Annotated in this window: 17 protein-coding genes; 10 read left to right on the top strand and 7 right to left on the bottom strand. The window is 45.7% G+C overall.

The window, feature by feature from the left end:
• Position 1 precedes the first annotated feature (1 nt).
• A complete protein-coding gene (gene parC / locus OJ16_RS07925) occupies positions 2 to 2,287 on the top strand; it encodes a DNA topoisomerase IV subunit A (RefSeq protein ID WP_040989097.1) in 2,286 nt (761 codons plus the stop codon).
• A 95-nt stretch (positions 2,288 to 2,382) separates the two neighbouring features.
• Here the strand turns inward: parC and degS are convergent, their stop codons facing one another.
• The 3 genes from degS to zapG form a co-directional block, all read right to left on the bottom strand.
• On the bottom strand, positions 2,383 to 3,447 hold the full coding sequence (gene degS, locus OJ16_RS07920) for an outer membrane-stress sensor serine endopeptidase DegS (protein WP_040989096.1): 1,065 nt from the start codon (positions 3,445 to 3,447) through the stop codon (positions 2,383 to 2,385).
• 150 nt (positions 3,448 to 3,597) lie between these two features.
• On the bottom strand, positions 3,598 to 4,965 hold the full coding sequence (locus tag OJ16_RS07915; protein WP_040989095.1) for a DegQ family serine endoprotease: 1,368 nt from the start codon (positions 4,963 to 4,965) through the stop codon (positions 3,598 to 3,600).
• A gap of 163 nt (positions 4,966 to 5,128) precedes the next feature.
• Positions 5,129 to 5,581: a Z-ring associated protein ZapG gene (gene zapG, locus OJ16_RS07910; RefSeq protein ID WP_040989094.1), complete on the bottom strand. Its 453-nt coding sequence runs from the start codon at positions 5,579 to 5,581 to the stop codon at positions 5,129 to 5,131.
• A gap of 191 nt (positions 5,582 to 5,772) precedes the next feature.
• Between zapG and zapE the strand changes: the two genes are divergently transcribed.
• From zapE to sspB, 8 genes are all read left to right on the top strand, one after another.
• The gene (gene zapE, locus OJ16_RS07905; protein ID WP_040989093.1) at positions 5,773 to 6,876 is read left to right on the top strand and encodes a cell division protein ZapE; all 1,104 of its coding nucleotides are present in this window, start codon (positions 5,773 to 5,775) and stop codon (positions 6,874 to 6,876) included.
• 242 nt (positions 6,877 to 7,118) lie between these two features.
• Positions 7,119 to 7,547 (top strand): 50S ribosomal protein L13, encoded by a 429-nt coding sequence (gene rplM, locus OJ16_RS07900; RefSeq protein WP_005594047.1) that lies wholly within the window; start codon positions 7,119 to 7,121, stop codon positions 7,545 to 7,547.
• Between the two features lie 14 nt (positions 7,548 to 7,561).
• Positions 7,562 to 7,954, top strand: a complete 393-nt coding sequence (rpsI, locus tag OJ16_RS07895) for a 30S ribosomal protein S9 (protein WP_005594049.1) — start codon at positions 7,562 to 7,564, stop codon at positions 7,952 to 7,954.
• Positions 7,955 to 8,282: 328 nt separating this feature from the next.
• Positions 8,283 to 8,876 (top strand): ubiquinol-cytochrome c reductase iron-sulfur subunit, encoded by a 594-nt coding sequence (gene petA / locus OJ16_RS07890; RefSeq protein ID WP_040989092.1) that lies wholly within the window; start codon positions 8,283 to 8,285, stop codon positions 8,874 to 8,876.
• Entirely contained in the window at positions 8,876 to 10,141 is a 1,266-nt protein-coding gene (locus OJ16_RS07885; protein WP_040989091.1) for a cytochrome b, read from the top strand. The genes petA and OJ16_RS07885 overlap by 1 nt, the downstream gene beginning before the upstream one ends.
• Positions 10,138 to 10,875, top strand: coding sequence for a cytochrome c1 (locus OJ16_RS07880; protein WP_040989090.1), 738 nt, complete (start codon positions 10,138 to 10,140; stop codon positions 10,873 to 10,875). The genes OJ16_RS07885 and OJ16_RS07880 overlap by 4 nt, the downstream gene beginning before the upstream one ends.
• A gap of 98 nt (positions 10,876 to 10,973) precedes the next feature.
• Positions 10,974 to 11,609, top strand: coding sequence for a stringent starvation protein SspA (gene sspA, locus OJ16_RS07875; RefSeq protein ID WP_040989089.1), 636 nt, complete (start codon positions 10,974 to 10,976; stop codon positions 11,607 to 11,609).
• A gap of 10 nt (positions 11,610 to 11,619) precedes the next feature.
• Positions 11,620 to 12,138 carry a ClpXP protease specificity-enhancing factor gene (gene sspB / locus OJ16_RS07870; protein ID WP_040989088.1) on the top strand — a complete coding sequence of 173 codons (519 nt, stop codon included), beginning with the start codon at positions 11,620 to 11,622 and terminating at the stop codon, positions 12,136 to 12,138.
• 57 nt (positions 12,139 to 12,195) lie between these two features.
• Here the strand turns inward: sspB and OJ16_RS07865 are convergent, their stop codons facing one another.
• The 4 genes from OJ16_RS07865 to OJ16_RS07850 are packed head-to-tail and all read right to left on the bottom strand — an operon-like array spanning position 12,196 to position 15,530.
• The gene (locus OJ16_RS07865) at positions 12,196 to 12,765 is read right to left on the bottom strand and encodes a BON domain-containing protein (RefSeq protein WP_040989087.1); all 570 of its coding nucleotides are present in this window, start codon (positions 12,763 to 12,765) and stop codon (positions 12,196 to 12,198) included.
• Between the two features lie 4 nt (positions 12,766 to 12,769).
• On the bottom strand, positions 12,770 to 13,360 hold the full coding sequence (locus tag OJ16_RS07860; RefSeq protein WP_040989086.1) for a phosphoheptose isomerase: 591 nt from the start codon (positions 13,358 to 13,360) through the stop codon (positions 12,770 to 12,772).
• A gap of 3 nt (positions 13,361 to 13,363) precedes the next feature.
• A complete protein-coding gene (locus OJ16_RS07855) occupies positions 13,364 to 13,732 on the bottom strand; it encodes a YraN family protein (RefSeq protein WP_040989085.1) in 369 nt (122 codons plus the stop codon).
• Positions 13,707 to 15,530 carry a penicillin-binding protein activator gene (locus OJ16_RS07850; protein ID WP_040989084.1) on the bottom strand — a complete coding sequence of 608 codons (1,824 nt, stop codon included), beginning with the start codon at positions 15,528 to 15,530 and terminating at the stop codon, positions 13,707 to 13,709. Before OJ16_RS07850 ends, OJ16_RS07855 begins: the two co-directional genes overlap by 26 nt.
• Before the next feature lie 63 nt (positions 15,531 to 15,593).
• Here OJ16_RS07850 and rsmI point away from each other — a divergent pair, with 63 nt between their 5' ends.
• On the top strand, positions 15,594 to 16,457 hold the full coding sequence (gene rsmI / locus OJ16_RS07845; protein ID WP_040989083.1) for a 16S rRNA (cytidine(1402)-2'-O)-methyltransferase: 864 nt from the start codon (positions 15,594 to 15,596) through the stop codon (positions 16,455 to 16,457).
• Positions 16,458 to 16,791: the final 334 nt, after the last annotated feature.

Here is a 16,791-nt window from a genome sequence, read left to right as displayed (position 1 = left end):
AATGTCTACAGAAATTACTTACGATGGCGTTGAACAGTTGCCGATGCGCAAATTCACCGAAGACGCTTATCTGAATTATTCGATGTACGTGATCATGGATCGTGCCTTACCTTATATTGGTGACGGCTTAAAACCGGTTCAACGACGTATCATCTATGCGATGTCAGAGCTTGGTCTTTCGGCATCTGCGAAATACAAAAAATCAGCACGTACCGTTGGTGACGTGTTGGGTAAATACCATCCACACGGTGACTCAGCGTGTTATGAAGCGATGGTATTGATGGCTCAACCGTTCTCTTACCGTTACCCATTGGTTGATGGTCAAGGTAACTGGGGTGCACCGGATGATCCTAAATCATTCGCTGCGATGCGTTATACCGAAGCTAAGTTGTCCAAGTTTGCTGAAGTTCTATTAGGTGAGCTTGGTCAAGGCACGGTTGAATGGCAACCTAACTTTGATGGCACGATGAAAGAGCCTCAAATGTTGCCATCACGTCTGCCGCATATCTTGCTAAATGGCGTAACGGGCATTGCGGTTGGTATGGCGACCGACATTCCACCACATAACGTACGTGAAGTGGTCGAAGCAACGATTCACATGATTGACAATCCGAAAGCGGAATTGCCAGATGTGATGCAGTTTGTAAAAGGTCCTGACTACCCAACTGAGGCTGAGATCACCTCGCCTAAAGCAGACATCGAGAAGATTTACCGTACTGGCCGTGGCAGCATTAAAATGCGTGCGGTTTGGCACAAAGAAGGCCCAGATATTGTTATCACCTCGCTGCCGCACCAAACGTCTGGTGCGAAATTGCTTGAGCAGATAGCCAATCAGATGCGTGCGAAGAAACTGCCAATGGTGGATGATCTTCGCGATGAATCGGACCATGAAAACCCGACTCGTATCGTGATCGTGCCGCGTTCAAACCGTATTGATTGCGATCAGTTGATGAATCACCTGTTTGCTTCAACGGATTTGGAAAAGAGCTTCCGTGTTAACTTAAACATGATTGGTCTGGATAATCGTCCACAAGTGAAAGGCTTGGTTCAGATTATTTCTGAGTGGATTGAGTTCCGCCGCGATACGGTGACTCGCCGCTTGCAGTACCGTTTAGATAAAGTGTTGGCTCGTTTGCATATTCTTGAAGGTTTATTGGTTGCGTACCTAAACCTTGATGAAGTGATTGACATCATCCGTACCGAAGACGAACCGAAAGCGGTATTGATGGCGCGTTTTGGCGTTTCAGATATTCAAGCCGATGCGATTCTTGATATCAAACTTCGTAACTTAGCGAAGCTTGAAGAAATGAAGATTCGTGGCGAGCAAGATGAACTTGAGAAAGAGCGTGAAAAACTAGAGCAGTTATTAGGTTCTGATCGTCGTTTGAATACCTTGATCAAAAAAGAGCTAAAAGCGGACGCAGAGAAATACGGTGATGATCGTCGTTCTCCGATGATTGAGCGCGCAGAAGCGAAAGCAATGACTGAACGCGATCTTGTGCCAAGCGAACCGATCACGGTGGTTCTTTCTGAAAAAGGTTGGATTCGTCATGCGAAAGGGCATGAGGTCGATGGCGAAGGCTTGAGTTACAAGTCAGGTGACCAGTATCTTGCGCTTGCTCGTGGTAAGAGTAACCAGCAAGCGGTTTTCTTGGGCAGCGATGGCCGTAGTTACTCGTTAGAGTCGCATTCATTGCCGTCAGCACGTAGCCAAGGGGAACCAATCACCGGTCGTTTGAATGTGGCACCAGGCACATCCGTCCGCCAAGTTGTGATGGGTGAAGATGATCAACTTTGGTTAATTGGCTCTGATGCGGGCTATGGCTTTGTGTGTAAAGGTTCGGACTTACTGTCGAAAAACCGCAGCGGCAAAGCGCTCGTGAGTTTGCCACAGAATGCACAAGTTACCGTTCCACAACGGATCAGTGATTTAGATAATGATGAAATCTTAGCGATTACTAACCAAGGTCGAATGCTGTTGTTCCCAATGAAGGAGCTGCCGCAATTGAGCAAAGGTAAAGGTAATAAGATCATTAATATTCCAGCGGCTAAAGCGAAAGAGCGTGAAGAAGTGGTTTCACACTTGATTTCCATTCCTCGAAACAGCACGGTGACCTTGTACGCGGGTAAACGTAAGCTGGGTCTGAAACCTTCGGATTTAGAAAACTTCCGTGGGGAAAGAGGCCGTCGTGGTGGGTTACTGCCACGTGGTTTGCAACGTGTGACGAGTATTGAAGTGGAATCAACGCATACCACCGATGCCGAGAGTTCAGGCGACAACGAATAAAAAAAATCCCAGCACATATTGCTGGGATTTTTTTATCTAAACGAAATGTATTCAGCCAGAGTTGCGCTTTCGGGAAAATGAGAAGCCGTGGCGATTTATTCGCGAGTATCTTCGGTAATCGTCACCGGAAGAGTTAACTCTTCCCCTTTGCGCAGTACTAGGACATCCACCGTGGTACCTGGGCGTAAATCGGTGACAATTTCCATCACACTGTGGCGACCGTTAATTTTTTGGCCGTTGATCTTGAGGATAATGTCTTGCGCTTGAAATCCGGCATTAGCGGCTGGACCATTTGGATCAACCCCTAATACGACGATGCCGCCAATGTGTTTATTGCCAAGTAGGCGAGCGGTCACCGAAGTAATGTCTTGGCCATCAATGCCAATATAGCCGCGAATTACGCGCCCATCAGCAATGATTTTATTCATGATTACATTGGCAAGCGAGTAAGGAATCGCAAAGGAAATACCGTAAGTTTCCAGTTCAGTTGCCTGTTGGAATGAAGCCGTGTTGATCCCAACCAATTCACCACGCGTGTTGACCAAAGCGCCACCGGAGTTGCCTTCGTTAATGGCCGCATCGGTTTGAATAAAGGCTTGGCGACCATCCGCACTGATTGAAGAACGACCGGTTGCCGAAATGATACCAAAAGTGGTGGTTTGACCGAGGTTATAAGGGTTTCCGATCGCGAGAACCACATCGCCGACTTTGGCTTTGTAATCTGAGTTTAACGGGATGACGGGTAAATTCTCGCCTTCAACCCGTAAAATGGCGATATCGGTACGACGATCTTTTCCCACTAACTGTGCGGCAGCAGCTCGACCATCTTGCAGTGCGACGATGATTTGATCGGCCTGTGCAACCACATGGTAATTGGTAATGATGTAACCTTTGTCGCTCACAATAACCCCTGAACCTAACCCTTGAGTCAGTAATTTAGAGCGGTCATCTTCGGTGTATTTGCGACTATAGATGTTAACGACGGCAGGCGCAGCTCGATGAACGGCTTCATTAAATGATAGCTGCATAGCGGTGATGTTCGTGGCTGGACGCGTAATGCTTTCCGGTAGCACATTGGAACGAAGCGATGGTACCGCGATTAAAAGCAATGCCGCTGTGGCCAGACCCAGTCCGACAGAGCGTAAAAGAAAACCCAGCATACATCCCTCAAAATAATGATACACAGCCAATAAAATCAGAAGGATAGCACTATATGAAAAAGACAGCGAATTTCTCCGCTGTCATTTAAATCCATATCGCGTTTTATGCTAATAACCGAATGGGATATTTTCGAGTGTGACGTGATCTAATTACCGAACAATCAGATAGATAGTCCGGTTATCACGTTGAATGTTCAATGCCAGCACGCCGGATTGTTGCTCAAGCACGTTGCGTAATTCGGCTAGGTTTTCCACGGGTTGTCGGTTCACTCCAATAATGATATCACTGGCTTGTAGCTGGTAGGCTTCTGCTGGCGATCCCGCTTCAACCGAGGAGACTTTAACCCCTTTCACGCTATCACTGGCATTGGTGTTGGTGAGAGAAGCGCCGGTTAAGCCCTGGTGTAATTTCTCAACGCTGGCTTTGATGTTTTCTTGCTCACCTAAGGTGACTTTGACGGCGGTTTCTTTTCCGTCACGGACAATACCAAGGGTGACTTTCTTGCCTGCCCCTAAGGTGCCAATCTTTGCTCTGAACTCATGAAATGAATTAATGGTTTTGCCATTAATCGAGACGATGATATCTCCGGCTTGAATGCCCGCTTTATCTGCGGCGCTGTCAACGAAGACTTGATTTACAAAGGTGCCTTTGTTGGACTCGTAGCCGATTGCTTCCGCCAGTTCTGACGTGATCTCTCCACCTTGTATGCCTAGTACGCCGCGCTTTACCTCTCCAAACTCTAAAATCTGCTCGGTTAAGTTTTTCATCATATTGACGGGAACAGCAAAACCAATGCCCACATTGCCACCGTTAGGGCCAAAGATCGCGGTATTAATGCCAATTAATTCGCCGTTTAGGTTGACCAATGCGCCGCCAGAGTTGCCACTGTTGATCGCCGCATCGGTTTGTATAAAGTTCTCAAAGTTTTGCAGATTTAAACCGCTGCGCCCCAGTGCTGATACGATCCCCGAGGTCACGGTTTGGCCAAGACCAAAGGGATTACCAATGGCGACGGTGAAGTCACCAACACGCAGTTGATCGGAATCGGCAAGTGCTATTTGGGTGAGGTTCTTGGCTTTGTCTATTTTCAGCAACGCAACATCTGACATTTCATCACCGCCGATCAATTCGGCGTCGTACTCTCTGCCATCTTGCAATTTGACTCGGATTTTTTCAGCGTTTTTGATGACGTGGAAATTTGTGACGATATGGCCTTGCTTCGCATCAATGATGACGCCAGAACCGAGCCCTCTAAATGGTTGTTCTTGCTGTTGCTCAGCAGGAAAATCAGGACCAAAGAAAAAACGGAATTGGTCGGGGATGCGTTGTTTCGACACGTGGGTGCCTTCAACCGCAATGCTGACTACGGCGGGTGTGACGTTTTCGAGCATGGGGGCTAAGCTCGGTAATTGCTCGCCACTAACAGAAAGTGGTAGTGCAGCTTGAGCGGGCAAGGTCGAGAAAAGGGACGTTAGGCTTAGGGAGAGTACCGTTAAGGCAAGCAAAGGCTTTTTCATCAAAAACTCCTATACAGTGAATACCGATTAAAACCGGTGAGCAATGCGTGCTCATCCGGTTTTAGATTGATTTATAAAAACAATAAATCAATGGCTACTTATGGGAGTTATGACTTAACAAATACAACAAAGTTCATTGAGAACGTTGTTTTCGTCAGGTTGTTTAAGAGGCCTTGGCGGTGGCTTCTTCTGGAGAATTTAAAATTTCTTTCTTTTGTTCACGCAACAAACCGGTTGCACCGGAAGCGTAATCTTTTGGTGCTTCATCGACAGAGTCCGCTGTTTTTTGTGCATCTTGAGTCGTGCTGTTGTGTGATGCTACTTTTTGAGCGAACGGATTATCCTGTTCGGGCATGTTCGGTAATAGTTCCGAGGATGTTTTAGCCATATGCTGGTAAAGGCGAGTGTACTCTTTACCGAGAGAATCGAGCATCTCTGCACTTTGTGCAAAGTGATCGGATAATTCTTGTTTTTGCTGTTCTAATTGAAATTTCGCGGTTTCAAGATCTTTGTTAAGGCTCTTTTGTTTCTTGTATCCAGGGGTCGTAAGACGCGAGATACCAAAGCCAAGTACTGTTCCGGCAAGCAAGCCCGCAAGGGCATAAATCCAAGGCATAATGACTCCTTATTATTTTTGGTTTAACATGTTGTTTACGTGATAGTTACACATGCTGAACTGACATGTTACTATGAGAAATTAAACCAATAAAGCAAAATGCGTGTGACACTATCCAATGATTTTGCATTAATAAAATTCACAGCGAAGATAAGGATAGTTAACGGCCGCAGGGATAGAAAGGTCTAACTATGACGCCTTTAAAACGTTATCAGCAAGATGTTGAGTTACATGGTTTTAAGCACGATCCCGCTCAACTCCAAGCGGTTCAAGCGCTTGACGCTCTTTTTCATCAGATGGTGGCGTTCTCACAAACGCCGACGGTCACTCAACCTAAATGGAAATCATGGTTAGGTAAAAAGGCGCCCTTACCTGAATCCCCTAAAGGGTTGTATTTCTGGGGAGGCGTTGGACGCGGCAAGACGTATTTAATGGATGCATTTTATGAGGACTTACCTCTTGAAAACAAAATGCGCATTCACTTCCACCGCTTTATGCTGCGTGTTCATGATGAGTTAGGGCGACTGGATGACGTGAGCGATCCATTAGAAGCGGTAGCGGATATTTTTAAGCAGCAAGCGGACATCATTTGCTTCGATGAGTTTTTTGTTTCCGATATTACTGATGCGATGATTTTAGGCGTGTTGTTTCAAGCCTTGTTTCAGCGTGGTGTTGTGCTGGTGGCGACATCCAATATTCCACCGCACGAGCTTTATCGAAATGGCCTACAAAGAGCGCGCTTTTTGCCTGCAATTCAACTAATAGAAGCAAACTGTACGATTATGAATGTCGACAGTGGTGTTGACTATCGTTTACGCACACTTGAGCAAGCGGAAATTTATCATTACCCGCTTGATCAAGCGGCTCATGACAATATAGACCGTTATTATCAACAGTTGGTCGGGGAAGGGAAGTTGGCGCAGCAGGTGGTGGAAGTTAATCATCGCACACTCGCGGTAGAGAAAGCGGCGGAGGGGGTATTGCATGCCACTTTTGAGCAGCTCTGCCAAACGGCTCGTAGCCAGAATGATTATATTGAGCTCTCGAAGGTCTATCACACGGTTTTACTCTCTGAAGTCGTAGGGATGGAGCACAGTATTGATGATGCCGCTCGACGATTCATTGCCCTCGTGGATGAGTTCTATGAAAGAAACGTCAAATTGATCATTTCATCGGAAGTGTCACTAGAGCATCTTTATACCGGTGGAACGTTAGAATTTGAGTTTAAACGGTGTTTATCACGCTTAACTGAAATGCAAAGCCATGAGTATCTTGCGAGAGAGCACTTAGCGTAAAGGCTAGCTTAAATTTTTAGGTAAAGAAAAAGTCATATTTTTATTTAAAAAAGAGGTGATTTTTTCAACTCACTTCTCTATAATCTTGCGACCCACCGTTACTGCAGGTCAATTTTGGATGTAAATCCAAGTAATTTGACCAAGAGTGCCACCCACTCGAAGGGGTGATGACTGGGCTCTTAGACAGTGGGAGCATTACTGCTCCTTTAAGTTTAAATTTAATTTAACGGGTTATTATTAGCATGAAAACTTTCGTTGCTAAACCAGAAACTGTAAAACGCGACTGGTATGTTGTAGACGCTGAAGGTAAAACTCTTGGCCGTCTAGCAAGTGAAATTGCATCTCGCCTACGTGGCAAACACAAAGCTGAATACACTCCTCACGTTGACACTGGTGATTACATCATCGTTATCAACGCTGAGAAAGTTACTGTAACTGGTAACAAGGCTAAAGGTAAAGTGTATTACCGTCACACTGAGTTCCCTGGTGGTCTTAAATCAATCACTTTTGAAAAGCTGATTGTTAAGAAACCAGAGATGGTTCTTGAACTTGCTGTTAAAGGTATGTTGCCACGTGGTCCTCTTGGCCGTGCTATGTACCGTAAGCTTAAAGTTTACGCTGGTGCTGAGCACAACCATGTTGCTCAACAACCACAAGTTCTAGACATCTAATCGGGGATTTCGAAATGGCAGAGAATCAATACTACGGCACTGGCCGTCGCAAAAGCTCAGCTGCTCGTGTTTTTATCAAACCGGGTACTGGCAACATCGTAATCAACAAGCGTAGCCTTGATGAATACTTCGGTCGTCCAACTTCTCGCATGGTTGTTAAACAACCTCTTGAGCTAGTTGAACTAACTGAGAAACTAGACCTATACGTTACTGTAAAAGGTGGCGGTATTTCTGGTCAAGCTGGTGCGATCCGTCACGGTATCACACGCGCTCTAATGGAATACGATGAGTCTTTCCGTCCTGCTCTACGTGCAGCTGGTTACGTTACTCGTGACGCTCGTTGCGTTGAACGTAAGAAAGTTGGTCTACGTAAAGCACGTCGTAAACCACAGTTCTCTAAGCGTTAATCTTTTCAAGATTTCGCTTCCAGTTTTACTGGGACGTGGTTTCAAAGCCTGGCTTATGCCAGGCTTTTTGTTTTTTAGCTTTCCGCATTTTTCTCTCTCAAACCTCTCAACATCCCCCTTCAAAATAGTTGTTTCTTGTATTCTTCTTTTGTGACGACATTAGCGTTTGTATCTATAAATGTTACAAATAAGTAGCTTTACCTTGTTAAAAAGTAGGGTTTTATTTATCATTTGCGCTCAAATAAATACAAAAAAACTTAATTTGTTAGCCAGGCTCTTTGGTAAGGAATAACCAGTATCCAAAAGGAGCAAATGGGAGAATGTTTGGATGAGCAATGCGCCTTTAAATAACGGTCGTAGACGATTTCTAACCGCGACAACCGCTGTTGTCGGTGGATTAGGGGCTGCCGCGGTTGCCGTTCCTTTTATTAAATCGTGGAACCCCAGTGAAAAAGCCAAAGCAGCAGGTGCCCCAGTTTCCGTTGATATAGGTAAACTAGAAGAGGGGCAAATGGTGCGAGTTGAATGGCGAGGCAAACCGGTCTGGGTTGTGCGCAGAGCGCAATCTGTCGTCGATACACTCAACGAACTCAATGGCCAGTTACGCGATCCCGCTTCTGGCGAAGAGCAACAACCGCTCTATGCTCAAAATGCCTACCGTTCTATCAAACCAGAATACTTCGTCGCCGTTGGTATTTGTACCCACCTTGGTTGTTCTCCTACCTATTTGCCAGACAGTTTTAGTGAACAAGTTCAAGGGGTTAAATCCGGTTTTTTCTGTCCGTGTCATGGCTCAAAATTTGATATGGCGGGGCGTGTTTTCCAAGGCGTACCTGCCCCGTTAAACCTTGTTATACCGAAGCACATGTATTTGAGTGATACCAAAATCATGATCGGTGTTGATGAAGGAGGGGAGGCATAATGCAAGCTCTACTTGATTGGGTAGAAAAACGCTTACCCGCAATGAACGCGTATAAAAAGCACCTTTCAGAATACCCTATGCCAAAGAACTTTAACTTCTGGTATTTATTTGGGTCGCTTGCCATGTTGGTATTAGTGAATCAAATTCTGACGGGTATTTGGTTGACGATGAACTATGTCCCATCTGGTGACGGTGCGTTTGCTTCGATCGAATATATCATGCGTGATGTTGAATATGGTTGGTTGCTGCGTTATATGCACTCAACCGGCGCTTCGGCCTTCTTTGTCGTGATTTATTTGCACATGTTCCGCGGCCTCATTTACGGTTCTTATCAAAAACCGCGTGAGTTGCTTTGGATCTTCGGCATGTTGATCTTCTTGGTGCTAATGGCTGAAGCCTTTATGGGCTATTTGTTACCTTGGGGGCAAATGTCGTATTGGGGCGCTCAGGTCATTATCTCTCTATTTGGTGCGATTCCGGTTATTGGTGATGATTTGACGCTTTGGATCCGTGGTGACTACGTGATCTCAGGCGCGACACTGAACCGTTTCTTTGCTCTACACGTTATCGCATTGCCGATTGTGTTATTACTGCTGATTGTTTTGCACGTATTGGCACTGCATGAAGTCGGATCAAACAACCCTGATGGTATCGAAACCAAATTGCCGAAAGGCACGATGGGCGATGACTATAAAACGCAGTTCAAATTCCACGACGACTACACCAAGAAGTACGATATTATCGATTCGATACCTTTCCACCCGTATGGCACCGTGAAAGATATGGTCGGTATCGCAGGCTTTCTCTTCTTGTTCTGTTATGTGCTGTTCTTTAACCCTGAGATGGGTGGGTACTTCCTTGAGCCACCGAACTTTGAAGCTGCAAACCCGCTAAAAACTCCGGAGCACATTGCACCCGTTTGGTATTTCACGCCTTTCTACGCCATCTTGCGTGCCGTGCCAGACAAGCTATTAGGTGTTATTGCCATGGGGGCATCGATTGCCGTCTTGTTTGTTCTGCCTTGGCTAGACCGCTGTAAAGTGCGTTCGTACCGTTACCGTAGCAAGTTCCATTTATTCAATATTATTCAGTTCACCATCTGTTTTGTTGCATTGGGTGTTTTGGGGGCGTTACCCGCGACGGCTCTTTATACATTACTCGCACAAATCTTTAGCTTAGGTTACTTCATGTTCTTCGTGTTGCTGTATTTCTACAGTAAGAACGAAGCCACGAAACCATTACCAGAGAGGGTGACATTCAAATGAAAAAATGGATTTTAGTTTTATTTGCGATGTTGCCATCTTTAGCCATGGCTGCGGGTGCAAACGTACCTTTAGATAAAGCCAACAATGACTTAAGCGATCAGGCATCATTGCAAAACGGTGCCAAGCTGTTTATGAATTATTGTTTCGCATGTCACTCCGCGCAATACCAGCGCTATGAGCGTGTTGCGACAGATATCGGCATTCCGATTGATTTGATGAAAGAAAATTTGATTTTTGATCCGAATGCCAAAATCGGTGACTTGATGGAAAATGCCATTCCAGATGAGTCGGCAGCGAAATGGTTTGGTGCTCCGCCTCCGGATTTAACCTTGGTCGCACGAGTACGTGGCACTGATTGGCTATACACGTATTTGCGATCTTTCTATGCGGATCCTGCGCGTCCATTTGGGGTAAACAATATTGTTTTTCCGAGTGTGGGGATGCCTCATGTATTGGAAGAGCTACAAGGGATCCCAATGCCGATAATTGAGACCAAGGTGGTTGATGGTGAAACCATTGAAACCGTTGTGGCCGTCGAATCGGATGGTACCGGTGAAATGAATCAAGAAGAATATGATCAAGCGGTGCGTGATTTGGTCAATTTCCTCGAATATTCTGGTGATCCGGTGAAGCTTGAGCGTCATGCGTTAGGTTGGTGGGTAATGGCATTTTTAGTGATTTTTACTATAGTTGTCGTACTGCTTAAGAAAGAGTATTGGCGTGATGTACACTAAATATGCTACCATACAGCGCTAAATACCATATTTAATATTTCAATGGAGGCTTAGCCTCCATTGTTGTTTCTACTTCTGTAAGTGTGCTGGAGGGCTCCATGGCTGTAGCTGCCAATAAACGTTCTGTGATGACTCTTTTCTCAAGTGCTTCTGATATGTATAGCCATCAGGTGCGTATTGTCCTCGCTGAAAAAGGCGTAAGCGTTGAGGTTGAATTAGTTGACGAAACTAATCTTCCTGCTGAGTTAATCGAGCTGAACCCATACAAAACCGTTCCTACTCTGGTTGATCGTGAGCTTGCGCTTTACGATTCAAAAATCATTATGGAATACTTAGATGAGCGTTTTCCTCATCCACCACTAATGCCAGTTTACCCAGTGGCTCGTGGTAATAGTCGTCTAATGATTTACCGCATTGAAAAGAACTGGTACTCACTAGCAGAAAAAGTGGTTAACGGTACAGCAGAAGAGTCTGAAGCGGCGCGTAACAAACTGCGTAACGATCTACTGACTCTAGGCCCTGTGTTCGCTGAATACGAATACTTTATGAGCGAAGAGTTCAGCCTAATTGACTGTTACTTAGCACCATTACTATGGCGCCTTCCTCAACTTGGCATCGACCTTGTTGGCCCAGGCTCTAAAGAACTGAAAATCTACATGAACCGCGTATTTGAACGTGATTCATTCTTAGCTTCTCTAACAGAAGCTGAGCGCGAAATGCGTCTATTGCGTTAATAGGCGTTTAATGGATATTTCGAACATGACACCACGCCGCCCATATATGCTTCGCGCATTTTATGAGTGGCTCGTGGACAATGATTTAACACCGCATCTCGTGGTTGCAGCTACACTACCTGGTGTGCGAGTGCCGCAAGAGTTTGTTCAAGACGGTCAAATTATCCTTAATGTCGCGCCGCGTGCGGTTGGCAACTTGCAGCTAGGTGATGAAGACGTCACTTTCAATGCTCGCTTTAGTGGCCGTCCTCATGTGGTGGTTGTGCCGTTATATGCGGTACAAGCGATTTATGCGCGTGAAAATGGTGCAGGCACTATGTTTGAACCAGAAGATGCGTATATGGATGCTTTTGATGATATCGATGAAGCGTTTATCGAAGAGATAGATGAAGAAGTATCGAGCTTGTCGCTAGCAACAGAAAGCTCAGTTTCTGAGTTTTCATCTGATCGTGTTGATGAATCGTTTGATTATTCAGATGATGAGCCACCACGACCGAAAGGGCGTCCAAGCCTTCGTGTCGTTAAGTAGACATCCGCTAATAAAAAAGCAGCACAAGTGCTGCTTTTTTTGTGCCTGTCGATTGGCTTAGTCACCATATTGAAAGGCTTTGATCACTTGCTTTACGCCTGAAATGTTACGTGCCACTTCTGCCGCTTCATCGGCATGGGCGCGAGACACATAGCCGAGCAAAAACACTTCACCATCTTCAGTAATCACTTTGATTTTGACTGTGCTTAGCGTTTCATTGGTTAACAGCGCGGATTTAACTTTAGTTGTGACCCAGCTGTCATGACTGATTTCACCCAGTGAAAGAGGCGGCTGAATTCTTACTTGATTATGAATTTGAGTGACACCAGGCACTTTACGAGCTTGGCCTTCAAATTGGTTAAGAATTTGCTGTGTGTTTGCTTGCCCCATCAGGACAACAATACCGTTATAAGCGCTTGCGTTGATTCTAACTTGGCCGGTATAAGGGGCTTTATTGGTCAGGCCGGCAACTTCAAATTGAATGTTGTTGTCGTTCCATATTTCTTTTGTGGATCGGTTGTCGGTGACAACCGTTACCGTTGTTGCCGCTCCTGCAACAAACAATCCGACGCATCCAGTCGTCGAGATTGCAAGAGTACCTATCAATAAGGCTTTGATAAATTTCATTTCTTTACTCTTCGTGAGTGGGGAATAAAACCTGGTCTATCAAATCACACAAACAGTGTAAGGTCACCATGTGAACTTCATGAATTCGTGGGGTTCTGTGAGATGGGATACGAATTTCGACATCATTTTCACCCAGTAAGCCCGCCATTTCGCCGCCGTCTTTACCCGTCAAGGCGATGATGGTCATATCACGGGTTACTGCCGCTTCCATCGCTTTAATGATGTTTTTGCTGTTACCACTGGTTGAAATCGCCAATAAAATATCACCCGGTTGACCAAAGGCGCGCACTTGTTTTGAGAATATATGCTCATAGGCATAGTCATTCGCGACGGCGGTTAAGGTGGTGTTGTCTGCGGTCAGGGCCATAGCTGGTAGGCTTGGTCGCTCAGTTTCAAAACGGTTCAATAGACAAGAAACAAACTGCTGTGCGTTCGAGAGGGAGCCACCGTTACCACAGCAAAGCACTTTGTTGCCATTCAATAAACTGAATACAAGGGCTTGAGCGGCGTGAGTAATGGCGTCAGGCAGTGCTTCAGCTGCGGCTATTTGGATTTGGATACTTTCGGTAAAACTTTCTTTAATGCTTTCTAGCATTGGTTACCCTTGCGTTATTGCGTTTTTAATCCACTCGATCTGTTGGCCATCTTGATGAATGGCAATCACATCGAAACGAAAATGAGTAGAGTGAACGGACAGCCCTTGTTGGCGTAACCATACGTTTGCTGTTTTGATCAGCCGCTGTTGTTTGCGGTAGTTTACCGTTTCTGCGGCGTGTCCGTACTGTTGATTTTGGCGATAGCGAACCTCGACAAAGACGAGTGCGTCTTGGTCGCGCATGATCAAATCGATTTCACCGCCTTTGATGCGAAAGTTTCTCGCAATTTTCGTCAGTCCGCAACTAACAAGATGCCGTTCAGCGGCGGACTCGAAAAATAAGCCTTTATTCAGCCGACTTAGTAGCGCCATGCTCAGCCCAGCTAATCTCGCGCTGTACGACGCAATGTTCGTCGATGCTCAGTGAACCAGTGTTGCCTTCGATAGTGTAACCGTTGACCACTTTCATTTGTGGTAACTGTTCCATCAGTAAGTACGCATCCATTCCCAATGCTTGTAGGCGTTTCTCTGCGTTTGAACCTTTTGGCCACATTTGGTTCATTTGTGCTTCAATGGCACTGTTCGGTTGGATCAGCAAAGGAATGTCGCTGTACATCACGCCGGTTAAGTCTTCATATTGCTGACGGCCGCTATTACTGCGCGAATTAGAAAACAATTGTGGTGGGTTAGTATCTGGGTTGATCGCGACTTCGATGAACGGTTTGATCAAGGTTAATTCCGCACTGCCTGCAACAATATAAACTGCATCGATGTCTCGGCGACTGCGAGGCTGACTTTCTAACTGAATGCCCAGTAACGACTCCATTTGTGCAATGTGCTGTTGGCTATCTTGCAAGCCAAAAGCGGTATTGATGTTGCGTTGCAGCTGGCGTTTATCGGTGAACTGATTGATCGCCACTTTGTTGTCACTGTATTTTTTCCATTCCTCGCTAAACGCCTCAACCACACGTTGGCCTAGTCGACCTTTTGGTGCGAGTACTAACGGGTAGCGGTAGCCTTGAGCAAAAAGATGCTTAGCGGCTTGGGCAACTTCTTGCTCTGGAGATAGGGCGAGGTAGCAAATATTTGTGCCCAACATGACATCGTCAGGAATGTTCAGCGCCAACATGGGTAGAGGCTGATTGGTCGCCGCTTGAGCCTGTTGAAGTTTTTCGATGTTACCTTTCACCAGAGGGCCGACAACAAAGTCGATGTTCTTCTCAATAAACATCTGTTGCAGCTGCTGCGCGTCGGTGATGTTCGTATCGATAACGGTTAATGTCGCGCTAGGGTCGCGTAATTCATCGTTCATCATTTGTAAGATGAAGCCATCTCGAATCAGTTGAGCCTGTTTCGCATACTGGCCGGATAGAGGCAGCAGCAATGCCGTATTGACGGGTTTGGTGATGTCTAAGGCTAAAATGTCTTGGATAGCTTGCGGGGTATAAATCGCCGCTGGGTGTGTTGGGTGATCAGCAAGCCATTGCTCTAGCGTGTTTTTTAACTGAGGGATGTTGCTTGCTAATGTGTTGTTATAACGGGCAAGTTGAACCCAGCCATCAAATGTGGACGCGTTGGCTGTCGGGGTTGATTGGGCGACTTGTGAACCCGAATACTGGGTTAAATTTTCCCAGATACTCTCCGCGATATAAGGTTGCTGAGCCTGCGTTTCAAATTCGGCTAATTGCGTGAGTTCACGAGCCGCTTCAAAGTAGTTTGCTTGCTTAGCGAATATATCCGCGCGTAATTGGTAATAATCTCGCCATTGCTCATCAGCGATTCGCCAAGAGGATGGGAAATTGAGCTGCTGCGTTGCTTTTTCCATGCTGTCGTTTTTATACAGCAACGTCGCTCGAGCTAGCTGCCATTCAGCTTGCTGCATGTCGGATAGCGGCTGACGAGAAAGGCGACGAATTAATAAATCGGCTTGGGCCACATCATTGCTTTCGACCGCCGCTTTTAGCGCCATAATTAACCAATCGCTTTGCAAGCTGCCTTCACTGCTATCGGCTTGCATTAGATAGTTGCTCACTGATTGAGTCGGATCGCTCGTAATATCGACATAGTTTGGCGTCGATGAAGTAGACGAACACGCTGCTAATACAACCGCAAGGGCTACAGGAGTCAGTAAGCGTGTTACACTTAGTCGCTTTTGGTTATTTATGGCCATGAGTTATTCGTTAATTCCGTATAAAATTGTGTCTATATTAAACGTTGAAGTGATGCTAAACAAATGACAGATAATAAAACCTTACCCGCACAGATCCCAACTCTCTTTATTGTACCCACTCCAATTGGCAATTTGGGCGATATTACCCAGCGCGCGATTGAAGTGCTTTCCAGTGTAGATCTGATTGCGGCAGAAGATACTCGTCATACCGGCAAGCTTTTAGCGCACTTTAATATCTCAACAAAAACGTTTCCTTTGCATGATCATAATGAACAGCAAAAAGCGCAAGTTTTAGTCGAAAAATTATTGTCAGGTCAGTCAGTCGCTTTAGTTTCTGATGCTGGAACACCGTTAATTAGTGATCCAGGATACCATCTTGTCAATCAATGTCGTCAAGCCGGAGTTAAAGTTGTGCCTTTACCGGGTGCTTGTGCTGTGATTACCGCCCTTAGCGCGTCAGGCTTGCCATCCGATCGCTTTAGCTTTGAAGGTTTTTTACCACCAAAGAGCAAAGCAAGAAAAGATAAGTTATTGGAAATTGCTAAAGCTGAGCGTACTTGTATCTTTTATGAGTCGCCTCACCGTATTTTAGACTCATTAGAAGACATGCTCGACATTTTAGGCCCACAACGTGAAGTTGTGTTGGCTCGTGAGTTGACCAAAACGTTTGAAACCTTCCAAGGTTTACCACTGGGTGAACTGATTGAATGGGTAAAAGCTGACAGTAATCAGCAACGCGGTGAAATGGTGCTTTTAGTTCACGGTCATCGTGAAGTCGCACAAGAAGCCTTACCGGATGAGGTGACTCGTACCTTGGCGATCTTAACCAAAGAGTTACCATTGAAAAAAGCGGCGGCGCTAGCAGCAGAGATTTATAACCTGAAAAAGAATGCGCTGTATAAGTGGGGTTTAGAGAACCTTAGCTAGTCGCTTTTTTTGTTGCACGATTCAATGATTGAGCGGATGTGAAAGCATCCGCTCTTTTTTTTGCTTCTATGACCGTCCTAGCCGAAGTGACGCTATGTTGACTGGCTCGCTTAAGCCTCATCACATCGCACCTCTGTGCTCAGAGGCTGTGTTCGTTTGTTGCCGACCTGCACTTCATTTGCTTGGGTATGAACAACACAAAGGCGTATGAATCCCCCAGAAAGCATTATAGTCTGCCAATTGGGTATGAATCTGACTAAAAACCCATCAAACAAACCACGCTTTGCATCAGATTTGTGATCTCACTAGACATGTTTCAGTGAACTCTATACAA

This window comes from Vibrio renipiscarius, assembly GCF_000827885.1.
Taxonomy (GTDB): domain Bacteria; phylum Pseudomonadota; class Gammaproteobacteria; order Enterobacterales; family Vibrionaceae; genus Vibrio; species Vibrio renipiscarius.
The sequence above is the reverse complement of the archived record's forward strand: the minus strand, read 5'-3'. Positions and strand labels throughout refer to the sequence as shown.